Here is a 13,762-nt window from a genome sequence, read left to right on the forward strand (position 1 = left end):
TCCGGGGTGGGAAAATTGACGAGTGCGCCTCCTGCCTCGAGTTGCCGGATTTCCTCGTCCCAGATTCCCGGTGGGGAGAGTAGGCAGGAGATAACCGGTTTTTTCTGTTTCCATTGCAGGAGGAGTCTGGAAAAGCCCGCTATGGCATCCCTGTTGGCTGACGCGAATACCATTAGCAGCAGAACGCCGTTCACATTGTCATCTTCCATGGCCGCCCCGATGATGCCCTCAATCGCTTGAGTGTTGTACCAGGCGGGTCCCATATCCACGGGGTTCGTGCGCAGGGCAAGGGGGGGAAGCAGGTCGTTGATCAACATCTGAGTCTCCAAGCAAAAAGCGGCTATCTCCAGACCTTTGGACTCGCAGACATCCGCGGCCGCTATCCCGGGGCCTGCCTGACCGGTAAGGATCGCGACTTTTCCTCCGCCGGGAAGCGGGCAAAGGGCCAGGGCGTGCGCTGTATCGAGAAGCCGCTCCGCGCTGTCAACCTGTAGAACGCCCGCCTGTTTGAGCGCCCCTTCGTAGATTTCCTGCTTCCCGGCCAGAGACCCGGTATGGGAAGCAGATGCCTGATTGCCGGTGCGGGAGTTTCCGGTCTTGTAGGCAACAACCGGTTTGGCAAAACGGGCATTTTTCATCGCCGCCAGGAACCTTCGCGGCTCATCCATGCCTTCAATATACAGGGCAATGACCCTGGTTTCCGGATCGTCCATCAGATAGGCGATCATTTCGGGGAAGTCGACATTAAGACGGTTCCCGAGGCCGACTATCTTGCTGAAGCCCACATTCTGTCGCATAGCCAGGAACCCGACCAGATGGGAGACGCCGCCGCTCTGGCTGACGAAGGCGATACTCCCTTTGGGAAGCAAGGAAAACTCGGGGGTAAAGGAGGCATTCAGATCCAATTGGAGGTTGAGCATGCCGAATGTGTTCGGGCCGATAACCGGGAGGTCGGCCGTTCGGGCGAACTCGGCCAGGGAGCTCTGGAGAGCGGCGCCTTCGGGATCGTCGATTTCCTTGAAACCGGCGGTGATCAAGACAACCCCTTTAACACCTTTTTGACTGCATTCCTGGAAGATGCCCGGGACCATTTTTGCGGGCAGGACGATCACGGCCAGATCGATTGCGCCGGGGAAATCCCCGAGAGATGAAAACGCGGGGATGCCCATGATTGAATCGGTTCCTGGGTTTACAGGAACAATCGTTCCTTTAAACCCGCCGGAAGTCAGGCTTTTCATCACATGGAACCCAAGCTTGTCAGGGTTTGCCGAAGCCCCGACCACGGCAACCGCACGAGGATTGAAAAGGCACTCCAGATTTTTCAGCATCACTGAATCGGCCATTGGCTGATCCTCCTGCAATTTTTGGGCGAGAATCTTCCCTGAAAATTGGCAGTAAACAGTGTAGGTAATTGCAAAACTCCATTTCTGTCATTCCCGCGACGCTTCTGGGCGGGAAAGCGAAGCTTAATGTTCATAATCCAGTTTTTAACTCCCTAAAATCATGGATGCCCGACAAGAGCATTCGGGCATGACGAAACGTTTTGCAATTACCTCAGTGAATTTTACGTTGCCGTCTCCCTGCAAGCCCGAATTGCAAGAATTTGCTGCGGACTCCGGTTTGTCGCTATGTAAAGAACGCTACTCCCTTATATTGGCGATGCTGCACAAAAAGGTGCATTCCTCCGTGTCGCTCGCGTTTTTCATGCTGTGCGGCTCCATCGTCGGGAGATAGACGAAGTCGTGGGGCCCCAAAACCTTTTCCCCTGTCGCCTTATCGTTTTCGTCGTAGGACACAACAGAGAGACGTCCCGACAGGACATAGGTGGTCTGGTAATATGAGTGGCTATGAGTCGGCACCTCGCCGCCCGGGCCGACCGTGAAAAAACGCAACCCGTAGTCCGGGGCCTCTTCGGGCCCGGCCTTGGAGAGCCACTGTATCCAAACTTCCTTCACCTGCTGGGGCGCGCCCTTGTAGGAGATGGTCTCGACCTTGGTTTTGAAGACATCCTTGGCATTCATTGCAATCATGGGAAACCTCCTTATTCTGCATAAAAATTGTTATTTGAAGAGGAAATTACCGTTCCTTGGGGAAGTTCCGGAAAGGAACTTCGACTTCTCGAGCTGAATCCACAGCATGGGGGGCTATAAAGGATTGCGTTGTTCTTTGTCAAGATAAAACAGACGCTGATAACCTGACCGCCGTCTGTGTAATCGCCGCATGTATTAAAGTCTTAATCCATTTTAAGTTCGAAAGCTGCGGCCGACTCTCCGGCGAGGTGGCCGGTGGAGAAGGCGGCCTGGAGGTTGTAGCCGCCGGTATCGGCGTCTATGTCCATCACCTCCCCACAGAAGAAAAGGCCGTCAACCAGCCGGGAGGCCATCGTCCGCGGATCGATCTCGGCAAGCGATACGCCGCCTGCGGTAACAATCGCCGAGTTCAGCGGCAGCGGCCCCTTGATGGTAAAGCAGAGCCCCTTCAGCAAAGCGAGGAGCCGTTCACGTTCCGGCGCCGTGATCTGACTTCCCGTCCGTTCCGCCGGGATGCCGCACATTTGGATAAACGGCTCGATCATCTTATGAGGGAGCAGCCCCGCCAGCAGGTTGCGAAAATTTCGCTTGCCGCCCGCGTCGAAATCGCGCTGCAGGCGGGCGCGCAGTTCCTCGAAGGAAAGGGCGGGCTTGAGATCAATGGCGACGCTGACCGGGCCCTCCGCGAGGGCGTCCACCACGGCAAGGCTCATCAGCAGCGTGATTGGTCCGCCTATCCCGAAATGGGTAAAGAGCATCTCTCCCATCCGGCTTTCGATCACCACCCCTTTTTTCCGTATTCGCTCCAGGCCGCGCCCCACATCTTCTTGCGGGACAAAGGCTGGGGAAAAACTGTCAATCTTTCCTCGAAAGGCGGTAAGCCGGACATTCTTCAGGCTTACTCCCTGCATCGACTTGGCCGTCTGAATTTCAGCGACAATCAGCGGAACGAGGGCCGGCCTGGGCTTTACGATCTTGTGTCCAACCGCAGCCGCAAGCAGGAAGCCGTCGCCGTTGGAGCCTGTTTCCTGCCAACTGGCGCCGCCCGCGGCGAGGATTGCCGCCCGGGCCGGCAAAAAACCCTTCCGCGTTTGCACCCCCAAAAGCTTGCCGTTTCCGACAACGATCCTGCTTGCCGGGGAATTTAAGAACAATTCCACCGTGCCCTCTTTCAGATAGCTCCGGAAGGCCCTTACGACATCCGCCGCCTCGTCGGAAACGGGGAAAATCCGTCCGCCCCGCTCGGTCTTTGTTTCGACCCCGAAACGAGCCAGGAAGGAAAGCAGGTCATCCCGGAAAAAGCGGTGAAAAGCGCCGTGTAAAAATCGGCCATTGGGGCCGTACATGGGCAGAAATTCATCGAGGTTGCGGGCGTTGGACAGGTTGCAGCGGGACTTTCCACTGATCAGGATTTTCTTGCCCAGTCCCTCCATTTTTTCGAGCAGGATGACCTTTGCCCCCAGCTCCGCGGCCCTGCCGGCGGCCATCATCCCCCCCGCACCCCCGCCGATCACGATAACCCGATTGCCCTCCGGCTCAGCCATGCCCGGCAAGAAGTTTTTCTGATCATGTTTAATAATTGCCCGCCCGGATACTGGTTGGATGTTGCCTTGCCTTTCTGCCTTCAAACCCTGTCCCTCCCGGAGATGATCATATTGCGCAGCTCTTCCCAATCGATATCGTTGTGAAGACAGTCATAACGTTCCGCCACAATGACCTGGGGGATAAGCCGCCGCCCTTTCAGATGTACGCCTCTGCCGGTTATCCTTGTTGATTTGATGCCCCGTTCGATCTCGTAGGCGCAGGCCGCGCCGATCGCCGCCCGGATATCCTTTCTTTCGGTAAGCCGTTTCGTAAAATTGGTGCTGGGGGAGATGTAGAACTGCCAGCCTTTCTCCTTGCACAAAGCGAGAATCTCGCCGCAGCGGCAATCTCCGCACTTCATGCAGAGAACACCTTCATTTTTGGAGAAATGGGCGCGGCATTTATCCCCTATCAGGCAATGGGGTAAAATGACCGCTTTTTCGGAGGGGGGAAGCCGGTCGAACTCTTCACGATAGCAGGAATTGACGTTCCCGGCGATGTCCAGGCCGATCCCCAGCCGGTTCAGAAAAGCCCGAAAAGGATAGAACAGCAGCGTAAAGAGCAGCCTCAACTTTCTTGAAATACTTGTCATCGGATATTACCCGTCCTCATGAAAAAATTTTTAAACTTGGAGAACCCGCTGAATCCTGGACCTGAAAGTTTCACGGGGATAGCATAAAATAAATGGGGAAAGCAATTTTTTTAGCTCTTTATGACTACCATCGGGGCAATATCTATGTTATAGGCGCACTCGTTTACGTTTATTTTGTGGACATTAAGTTCGCTATCCCCTTTAAAAGGCCTCGGAGCGCTGAATTTGGACTTGAATTCCAGAAAAATCGTCTTTGTGGTGAATCCCCATTCGGGAAACGGAAAAACGGGCCGGGAGTGGCCGCGGATCAGCCGGCTGGCCGAGGAGATTCTGGGTCCGTTTCAAACCTGCCTTACCAGAGGACCGGGCGATGCCACTGACTTGACAAGGGGTCTTCTTCTTGAGGGAGCGGACATTATCGTCTGCGTCGGCGGGGACGGCACGCTCAACGAGGTCATCAACGGTTTTTTTGATGATGACGCGCCAATCCGCAAGGGGGCTCTCCTCGGCTTCATTCCCAACGGCACCGGCTGCGATTTTGCCCGCACCTTTCCCGCTGTGTCCGGAATAAGGCCCGCACTGCAAGCGATAAAAACCGCCTCCACGCGAACGATAGATCTCGGACGCATCCGTTTTCGAAGTCATCAGGGCGGCACAACCAGCAGATATTTTCACAACATCGCGAGTTTCGGCATGGGAGGAGAGGTCGTCGAGAGGGTAAACCGCACGAGCAAGGCCTTTGGTCCTTTTGTCACCTTTATCTGGGGGACACTGCTGACGCTGTTTTCTTACAAAAAAAAGGGGGTCACGATCGGCGTGGATGACGGCAAAAAGTTTACAAAAGACATCTTTCATATCGCCGTCGCCAACGGCCGTTACCAGGGCGGCGGGATGCTGGTTGCGCCCGATGCGATGATGGACGACGGCCTTTTTCATATAACGGTAATAGGCGCCATGAGCCTGCCTCTTGTTCTCCTGCGCTTGCCGAAACTCTACAACGGAAAGATAAAAAGCATCTCCCAGGTCTTCGTTACAACCGGCAAGCAGGTAAGCCTGTCCTCCGACGGACAGGTTCTGTTCGATATTGACGGAGAACAGCCCGGAATTTTGCCGGCGGTATTGGAAATTGTCCCGGCGGCCATCGAGATGATCGTGAAAAACTGACCAATAACTCCCTTGTGCTGGGGAATTCTTCCGCACTTTCCCCCGGAAGAATCGCTACCGGCTGTTTCCGTTTTCCAAAATACCAAGACAATTTATCAATGGTTTCAACAATGAAAGGCAGATGCTTTTTTTGGCAAGCATATTGCTTTAGCTGCGCCGTACGTATTGAGCCGGAAAGGTTAAAAGGATCTGGGCGCAGGGATGATGAGATGAGGCATTTATTTTTTCCCATGGCTGTTTTGATGTTTTTTTGCGGCTCTGTGTTGTTTGCCGCAGAAGATTTTTCCAGGACAACCCCCACCCTTTCCCGAAAGACCGTTATGGTTGCCGCCGGACAGGTTATAAAGATTTCCGACTCTTTCCTGGTCATAGAGAGGAAGGTGAAGGAAGAAACGGAAATGATGGAATTTAAGCTGGAAAAGCCGCTGCGCACGATCGTAGTGGGGGACCAGGTCAAGGTCAGCTACCGGCAGGAAGAGCTGCGAAATGTTGCGTTGCGGGCAGTAAAAGCGAATAAAACAGCCGTCCGCAAGTCCCCCCAGAAAACAAGCAAAGGGGTCCCCGGGGCGGCGGCGCCGGTTGCAGCTTCCACAGTTAAATAGTTTTTTGCCTTCAGATTATTGGTGAAGGCGGGCATATCCTTTCGCTCTTCAGTTGCGGCGCGGAAGGAAAATTAAAAACAAAGAGGAGGAAAGTAAGATGAAGCGTTTAATGGTATTGGTTGTTGGGTTAGTTTTCATGTTCTCCACCTTCGCGATTGCCGCTGAGAAACCGGCAGCAGCGGCTCCCGCGGCAGCAGCGGTGTCCGAACCGGCTAAGGATGCGGCGGTCGAGAAAAAGGAAGTGAAGAAGGTCAAGAAGACCGCCACCAAGAAGACCGCCACCAAGAAGACCGCCGCCAAGAAGGCGGCGGCAAAGAAGGTAGAGAAGAAGGATGACGCAGCGGCTCCGGCCACGAAGTAATTCCTGTTTTCTTTTTCAGACGTCAAGGGGCGCGGGGGTTTCCCCGCTCCCCTTTCGTTTTTTATCGGCTCTGCCTTTTTGTAAACATTATGAGGCAATTGCAAAACCATTTGTCATTCCCGAAAGCGAAGCTTAATGTTCATAATGTCTCTATCGGGAATACAATTCCTCATCTTTAAATAATTCCGGTAAATTGCATTGATTTTGTTAGATTATTATCCTATATGCCGGCCATGGAGTCATCCATGCTTGCAAAAGAAGTAATCAACCGGAGAATTGAACGATGACTATCCGCCTGCGTTTGATAATCGTGACCGTACTGGGTCTGATAGTCACGATGGCGCTGTGGGGCTGGGTGCAGATTCGGGCGCTGGATCTTATTCTTGTGGAACAGCAGGGAAAAAGGCTCCTGAGCGTCGCCGAAACGGTAAGTTCCTATTACAGCCATTTCCCGACCGGACAGGGCCTCTCCACCCTGGACGCCACTCTCAAAGAGCAAATTCAAACCGATTTTCGCCTGGCGCGCATCGACATTTTTACCGTTGTCAATTACGATATCGACTACATAGAGTATGTGGCAGGCGCCGGGCGTGTCCGGTATGAATGGCCGGATGAACTGGCAAGTTCCGTTGCCGCAGCGCGCAAGCCGATGTACATCAGGCTCAAAACAGAGGAGGGGCCGGCAGCCGGCTTACTTTATCCGGGAATATCCCGTAAATCAGGGAAAACAAGGTTCGTTGTCGGGGTAATAGCCTTCAGCAAAGGCAATGCAGAAATTCTGGCGAAGGCTCAGCGCCTCCTTTATATCAGCGCTGCCGGTTTGCTGCTTGTCATTCTGCTAGTGCTTGCGGCAAGCTACCGCTGGATTATCGATCGGCCGCTGGGAGTGATTATCGGCACGATTGATGGGTTCCAAGCAGGGAAATACCGGGAGCGCATTCCGATCAGCCGGAAAGACGAGCTGGGGCGACTCGGCGAACATTTCAATGCGATGGCCGAGGAGATAGAGCAGGTTATTGCCAGAAACGTGCAGTTAACGGGGAATCTCGAGATTCTGGTACGGGAGGAAACGCAAAAGGCCGTCGAACTGCAGAAAGAGGTGAATCAGCTTCAGCAGCTCGCCGCGATGGGCTATCTGACCGCCACCCTGGCCCATGATCTTGGCACGCCGCTCCATTCCATTGCGGGATTAACCTCGCTGCTGCGTGAGAAAGGAGAATGGCCGCCGGATGCGGTCAGAAAACTGGAGCTCATTGCCCAGCAAACCGGCCGTCTGCAGGCGATCATCAAAAAGGTGAAACAGGCCACCCGTCCTCCGGAGGTCCATTTTGACACAGTTGACATAACTGATATTATTAACGAAACAGTGTCTCTTGCCGAACCGCTCGTCATTAATGCGCGAACGGAGATAACAGTTAATTGCGAAAAACATCTGCCGCCCATCCATGCCGACCGCCACCGGGTACAAACCGCCATCTTCAATATCTTGCAAAACTCGCTGGACGCGATGCCCTCGGGCGGACGTATAACCGTTGCCGCCGGCGGCAACGCTGACGGCAAAGAACTGTTTATTTCCATCTCCGACCAGGGCGCCGGCATTCGCCCGGAGATTATGGAGAAGGTATGCGAACCTTTTTTCTCCACGCATGCAGATGAGAGCATGAGGGGGCTCGGACTGGCAATTGTCCGTGATATCGTAAAGATACATGGGGGAAGGATGACGATTGACTCGTCTGCCGCAGCAGGAACGGAAGTCCGCCTCTATTTTCCCGTCAGATTATAGCGGATTATCTTTGCATGCAGCGTTTTTCGGTCAATTCCCAATAACAGGGCGGCCCGGCTCTGGTTCCAGGAGGCTCCCTCCATGATCTCAAGTATCTGCTGCCGTTCGGCTTTTTCCAGGGGAGACAGCCCGGGTTGCTCATCTTGCTGAGCTATCCGGAGCTTTTCGGGAAGATTCTCCGGTAAAATCAAGGCAAAAGGCGACAGCAGCAGGGTCTGACGGAGGACATTTTCCAGCTCGCGGACGTTGCCTGGCCAGTCGTAACCAATAAAACATTCCATCGCCTCGTCGGAAATGCGAACCGAGGAATAACCCCATTTCTGCAAAAAGGAGTCAAGCAATTGCGGGATGTCCTCCTTATGATCGCGTAGCGGCGGGGCATGAAGGCGTACAACAAAGCGAAACAGCAAATCGGAGCGGAACCGCCCGTCGGCAACATCCTTTTCGATGTTCCGGTTTGCCGCCGCCACCACCCGAACGGAAACATGCATTGTACTGTTGCCGCCAAGTCTTCTGATTTCACCACTTTGCATGAAACGCAGCAGTTTGCCCTGAAGGGCGGAGGACATTTCGGTGATCTCGTCCAGGAAAATAGTGCCCGTCTGCGCCGCCTCCAGCAGTCCCTGGTGTGAATGATCCGCCCCGGTAAAGGCCCCCCGCTCGAATCCAAAAAGTTCCGATTCCAGCAGCGTCTCCGGGATCGCCCCGCAGTTGACTGTCAGAAACGGCTTATCCCGGCGGGCGCTGAGCCTGTGCAGGGAATTTGCCGTAAGCTCCTTGCCGGTGCCGCTTTCGCCGCTGATCAGCACGCTTGCCGAAGCATCGGCCACCCGGGCGATCTGTTTGTAAAAATCAACCATCACCGCGGATGAACCGATAAACTGAGGTTCCTGCCGCATCTCACCCTGTCTCTGCAGGGAAAGCTGCCGCAGCTTCCGGACGTCGAGCACCTTGCGCACCATCTCCCTGATCGCGTCCGGCGAAAACGGCTTGCTGATGTAATCCCACGCCCCTTCCCGGAGCGCCTCCATCGTTGTCTCCAGGGAGCCGAATGCCGTCATCAAGATCACCGGCAGCTCTGGTCTTTTTGCATGCACCTGGCGCAGGAACTCCAACCCATCCATATCCGGCATGCGAATGTCGGATAAAATGAGGTCATACTCGGAAATTTCCCCCTCAAGGACATCCCGGGCGGAGGTAAAATAATTAACCTCATAACCGGATCTGAGCAGAGCCTCTTGCAAAAACTCACAGGCCACGGCGTCGTCATCGACAACAAGGATGCGGATTGCCTGCTTTTTCTTATCCAAGCCCTTTTTCTCCCATATAGCTTGCCAGATCGGCAACGCGGCAGGAGTAGCCCCATTCGTTGTCGTACCAGGCGACGACTTTGGCCATATTGCCCCTGAGTACCTGGGTGAATTCGACATCGACGATCGAGGAGTGGAAATTCCCCTTGAAGTCCATCGAAACAAGCCCCTTCTCTTCGCAGTCCATGATTCCCTTGAGCTGTTTTTTTGCTGCTGCGCGGAGCGTGTCGCGGAGTTCCTCCGTTGTGGTCTTCTTCTTCAGCTCGGCGGTGAAATCGACGATCGATACCGTCGGCGTCGGCACCCGGAGCGAATAGCCGTCAAAGCGGCCGGCCAGCTCCGGAATGACGAGGGACAGTGCTCTGGCCGCGCCGGTGGTGGTCGGGATGATGTTCACCGCCGCCGCGCGGGCCCGCCGCAGATCCTTGTGCGGGGCATCCAGGATGCGCTGGTCGTTCGTGTAGGAGTGAATCGTCGTCATCATCCCCTTTTCGATGCCGAAGGCCTTATGCACAACCAGCACCGGGGGCGCCAGGCAGTTCGTTGTGCAGGAGGCGTTCGAGACGATATGGTGCGTCTGCGGGTTGTAATCCTTGTGGTTTACCCCCATGACAATCGTGATGTCTTCCTCCTTGGCAGGGGCGCTGATGATCACCTTCCTGGCTCCGGCCTCAAGGTGCGCCGAGGCCTTCGGCCCGGTCAGGAAAAGCCCGGTGCTCTCGATGACGATATCCACCCCCGCATCGTCCCACGGGATGGCGGCGGGATCGCGAAAGGCAAAGCTCTGGATTTTTTTGCCGTTGATCAGCAGGGCCTCTTTGCCGATGGCCACCTCGCCCGCGTAAATGCCGTAGTTGGTGTCGTATTTGAACAGATGGGCGTTCGTTTCGACATCGAAGAGATCGTTTACGGCAACGACCTGCAGGGTGTCGGGATAACGCTCCAGAACAGCCTTTAAAACCTGGCGCCCAATCCGGCCAAAACCGTTTATGCCAAGGCGAATCATAAAAACCTCCCTCTTTAGTTTAGTTGTCGTCAATCCGGTATTTGTTTTCCACCAGCAGATCGCAGCGTGTCTGGAGCACCTCGTGCATCCGGGCGTTGTCAAGGGCAATCGCGCTGAGATTGGCCGCCGCCTTCAGAAACTTGAGTTCATCTTCATTGAACTGCCTCACCCGGTCGGAATAGACGCGCAAAACGCCGATCGCCTTTTTCTCCAGCAGCAGCGGCACGACGAGCACGGACTTTATCCCCTCCGCCTTGGCCTTTTCCCCGTACTGGAAATCCTTGTCCGCCTGGACATCCTCTATCCAGATGATCTTTCCTTTTATCGCCTTGCGGTCAAGGCCGCTTTCATCGAGGAGGATCGGCCCCTTGTGGATGTACCCTTGTGAGAGGCCGCTTGCCGCCCCCAGGACAAGCTGTTTTTTGCGCGCATCTAAAAGGCGGATGCTGCCCGCCTTGACCCCGACTGCTGCAACTACGCTCTGCACGATCTTCTCCAGAACCTTCTTCGTATCCAGAGAGCCATTGATCGCCTTGGCAACCTCGTACAGGGCAGCAAAATAATCGGTATTCCTCTCCTTCATGGCTTCACCTCCCTAAGTTTTTCTGCTTGTAAACCTTTGCTTGAAAACGCGGTTTAATGTTCATAAAATGCATGCGTAAATTTTTGATATACAATGATCCTTCTTTGTGACGGCGTGCCTTAATGAGTGTCTCATCTTGGCAAATGTTCAAAAAAACAGAGCCCGCCGCCGGTTCTCCTTCTGCCGATCAAGCCCCTTTTCTCCAGCGTAACAAGATGAACGTAGCTTTCGTTCAGGGCGAGCAGACGGTCAAAAACAGGCAGGCTGTTTCCAAAGATAAACTGGGAAACCTGCCTTGCTGTTTTCGCCCCCTCATCGAGGGCCTGAAAGGCAAGCAGCGATCTTTCGGCGTGATGTTTGCGGACATCGGCAATCCTTCCCCGGAGATTGGTAAAGGGACGCCCGTGCGAGGGCCAGATGGTCTCAATCTCCAGTTCCTCTACCTTGGTCATGGAGTCAAGAAAGCTCTCCAGCGGATGAAATTTGGGGTCGATCAGATCAGGGCTCAGATTCGGCGTGATATGCGGGAGGATGTGGTCCCCGGAGATCAAGGCGCGTTCCGCGGGCAGGTAAAACGAGAGATGACCGCGGCTGTGGCCCGGGGTTGCGACCACTCTCAGTTCCCGGTCGCCGGCAACAAGCTGTTCGCCGTCGGACAGATGGCTGTCGGCGGTAAAAGGCAGGGTCGCCTGCTCAAAGGAGGTGAAGGTGCTGGCAATTTCCCCAATCGTGGCTTTATCAAGGCCGTGCTCTATGCAGAAGGCCTCCATCCGCCAAACGCGACCGTCATCCAGAGCAAACGTGCGAATCGTCTGCGCGTCAATTTCCGAGAGGCTGATCGCTGCCCCGGAACGTTCTTTGATGAGGCCCGCCAGACCGCAGTGATCCATATGAAAATGGGTGATAAAAATCCTGCGACATTCCTCCAGCGTCAGCCCCGCCTGGGACAGCGCTTCCTCAAGCGCCGGCAGGACCCCGGGCAGGTTGGGACCGGTATCAATCAGCGTGAAGCCCTTTTTTTCCAGGAACAAAAAAACGTTGACATGGGTCAGCCGAAAAGGCATGGGCAACCTGATCAGAAAAATTTCCTTCGCCACTTCCCGCACCGCTTTATTCAAATTAACCTCCTTAAGGATTGCTCCTGATTTTTCTACAAAAGGGCGGCGCCGATTGCCCCCGCCAACTGAGCGTAAGAAGAAACTATCAGCGGATAGCCAAGCGCTTTTTCCAGCGCCTGGACAACCCCCGCATTTTGAGAAACTCCGCCGGTCATCATCACCGGCGCCCTGATGCCGATCCGGGTTGCCATTGCCGCCACCCGGGAGGCGATGGCCTCATGGATGCCGGCAATAATGTTTTCCCGAGTTTCCCCTTTAGCGATCAGCGAGATCACCTCCGATTCGGCAAAGACGGTGCAGGTGCTGCTGATCTTCGCCGGTTTTTCGGCGCTCAGGGAGAGCGCGCCGAATTCATTCAGATCGGCCTCCAGGGCGCGCGCCATTACCTCAAGAAAACGGCCCGTGCCTGCCGCGCACTTGTCGTTCATCGTGAAATTCGTCATCCGGCCTTCTTCGTCTATGACGATGGCCTTGCTGTCCTGGCCGCCGATATCGATCAGCGAGCGCACCGAAGGATCGAGAAAATGCGCCCCGGTTGCATGGCACATCAGTTCCGTTACCATCTTGTCCGCGATTGCCACGCTCTTGCGGCCGTAGCCGGTCGCAATGATCCGCTCCACATCCGTCTGCGCCAGGGAAAGAGAAGAAAGCAGTTCATCAAGCACCCTGCGTCCCGCCGCCTCGGCGTTATAGCCTGCCGCAATCACGTTGGTTCCCAAAAGACGTCCGTCTTCCATCACTGCGGCCTTGGCCGTATTGGAACCGATATCGATCCCTGCCTTCAAACCCATAAAGCCTTGCGCCCCTTCAAACTATTCCCCATCACAAATCCTATTGTCATTGTCCGCTTTTAGTCAAGGGCGACGGCTGAAACCAGCGGTCCTTGCCGCCTTCGTAGAACCACTTGTCCGGAAATCCGCGTCGGCTGATGAAACTGGGGTTGTCGGCCCAATTGAGCAGTTCCTCGTAGGCTTTGTAGATTTTGCGAAACATCTCCGCATCCCCGCCGAGATCCGGGTGATGGATCTTCACCTGCCGCCGGTAGGCGTTTCTTACTATCTTGTTCAGCTCTTCGGAACTAAGGCTGGATTTATCAATATCCAGATATACCAGCGCAGTGGGATTGATATCCGGCATTTGCCTAATATGCGGTTTTACATCCAGCATTGTTACACGATTTCGGACGGCGTTATCGAGAACGTGGAGCGTTGCGAAGTGCCGTTTTTTTGTTCGTTGTTGTTCTTTCCACCATGTTTCTCCCAGAATATTGGCCATCACGCCGAAATCCTCACCGGGGCTTTTCCCTGCCGAACGGGGGTATAAAAAACTGTATATATCTCTCTGTCCCCAGGGCAATATATCCATGATTATCAGATGTTCGGAAAAGTAAAAGGTTGCGTAGCGGGTGTTTAACGCCTGCAGGAGGCCGCAGCGCATATCGAGTCGTTGGTGAAGCTTCTGTCTGCACTCAACGGAGCAGTATCTTTTTCGCCCCATGTTCTCGGTTGTCCCGCAGGACAGGCATCTCCTCGGTTCTTTGCCCTTGTTTGCCAAAACAGCCAGCGCCTTCATGTTCAGTAGCTTTTCCTCCAACCATAAATATCAAACTGCTTTTTATAAATCCCGATA

General features: G+C 54.6%; 14 protein-coding genes. 4 read left to right on the plus strand and 10 right to left on the minus strand.

Features of this window, described 5'->3' with window-relative positions:
• The 4 genes from M0P74_09925 to M0P74_09940 form a co-directional block, all read right to left on the minus strand.
• Positions 1 to 1,343: CoA-binding protein (locus tag M0P74_09925; GenBank protein ID MCK9363896.1), on the minus strand; the 1,343-nt coding region annotated here is incomplete at its 3' end.
• Between the two features lie 297 nt (positions 1,344 to 1,640).
• Complete coding sequence (locus M0P74_09930; protein MCK9363897.1) at positions 1,641 to 2,030, minus strand: cupin domain-containing protein; 390 nt, start codon at positions 2,028 to 2,030, stop codon at positions 1,641 to 1,643.
• A 203-nt stretch (positions 2,031 to 2,233) separates the two neighbouring features.
• Positions 2,234 to 3,658 (minus strand): NAD(P)/FAD-dependent oxidoreductase, encoded by a 1,425-nt coding sequence (locus M0P74_09935; protein MCK9363898.1) that lies wholly within the window; start codon positions 3,656 to 3,658, stop codon positions 2,234 to 2,236.
• A complete protein-coding gene (locus M0P74_09940; protein MCK9363899.1) occupies positions 3,655 to 4,206 on the minus strand; it encodes a DUF116 domain-containing protein in 552 nt (183 codons plus the stop codon). The genes M0P74_09935 and M0P74_09940 overlap by 4 nt, the downstream gene beginning before the upstream one ends.
• Before the next feature lie 231 nt (positions 4,207 to 4,437).
• Here M0P74_09940 and M0P74_09945 point away from each other — a divergent pair, with 231 nt between their 5' ends.
• From M0P74_09945 to M0P74_09960, 4 genes are all read left to right on the plus strand, one after another.
• Positions 4,438 to 5,370 carry a diacylglycerol kinase family lipid kinase gene (locus tag M0P74_09945; GenBank protein ID MCK9363900.1) on the plus strand — a complete coding sequence of 311 codons (933 nt, stop codon included), beginning with the start codon at positions 4,438 to 4,440 and terminating at the stop codon, positions 5,368 to 5,370.
• Between the two features lie 209 nt (positions 5,371 to 5,579).
• A complete protein-coding gene (locus M0P74_09950) occupies positions 5,580 to 5,972 on the plus strand; it encodes a hypothetical protein (GenBank protein MCK9363901.1) in 393 nt (130 codons plus the stop codon).
• Between the two features lie 97 nt (positions 5,973 to 6,069).
• Entirely contained in the window at positions 6,070 to 6,333 is a 264-nt protein-coding gene (locus M0P74_09955) for a hypothetical protein (protein MCK9363902.1), read from the plus strand.
• 283 nt (positions 6,334 to 6,616) lie between these two features.
• Positions 6,617 to 8,116, plus strand: a complete 1,500-nt coding sequence (locus M0P74_09960; GenBank protein MCK9363903.1) for an ATP-binding protein — start codon at positions 6,617 to 6,619, stop codon at positions 8,114 to 8,116.
• Here M0P74_09960 and M0P74_09965 read toward each other — a convergent pair.
• The 6 genes from M0P74_09965 to M0P74_09990 all read right to left on the minus strand — a co-directional run bounded on the left by M0P74_09965 (position 8,095) and on the right by M0P74_09990 (position 13,705).
• On the minus strand, positions 8,095 to 9,426 hold the full coding sequence (locus M0P74_09965) for a sigma-54 dependent transcriptional regulator (protein ID MCK9363904.1): 1,332 nt from the start codon (positions 9,424 to 9,426) through the stop codon (positions 8,095 to 8,097). The two genes, M0P74_09960 and M0P74_09965, sit on opposite strands and share 22 nt — an antisense overlap.
• Complete coding sequence (gap, locus tag M0P74_09970) at positions 9,419 to 10,432, minus strand: type I glyceraldehyde-3-phosphate dehydrogenase (GenBank protein ID MCK9363905.1); 1,014 nt, start codon at positions 10,430 to 10,432, stop codon at positions 9,419 to 9,421. Before gap ends, M0P74_09965 begins: the two co-directional genes overlap by 8 nt.
• A 19-nt stretch (positions 10,433 to 10,451) precedes the next feature.
• Positions 10,452 to 11,015, minus strand: coding sequence for a GAF domain-containing protein (locus tag M0P74_09975; protein ID MCK9363906.1), 564 nt, complete (start codon positions 11,013 to 11,015; stop codon positions 10,452 to 10,454).
• Between the two features lie 131 nt (positions 11,016 to 11,146).
• A complete protein-coding gene (locus tag M0P74_09980) occupies positions 11,147 to 12,133 on the minus strand; it encodes an MBL fold metallo-hydrolase (protein MCK9363907.1) in 987 nt (328 codons plus the stop codon).
• Positions 12,134 to 12,165: 32 nt separating this feature from the next.
• Positions 12,166 to 12,924, minus strand: a complete 759-nt coding sequence (locus M0P74_09985) for an acyl-CoA dehydratase activase (protein ID MCK9363908.1) — start codon at positions 12,922 to 12,924, stop codon at positions 12,166 to 12,168.
• Between the two features lie 46 nt (positions 12,925 to 12,970).
• Positions 12,971 to 13,705 (minus strand): J domain-containing protein, encoded by a 735-nt coding sequence (locus tag M0P74_09990; protein ID MCK9363909.1) that lies wholly within the window; start codon positions 13,703 to 13,705, stop codon positions 12,971 to 12,973.
• Between the last annotated feature and the right edge of the window lie 57 nt (positions 13,706 to 13,762).

The organism is Syntrophales bacterium, assembly GCA_023229765.1.
GTDB lineage: Bacteria > Desulfobacterota > Syntrophia > Syntrophales > UBA5619 > DYTH01.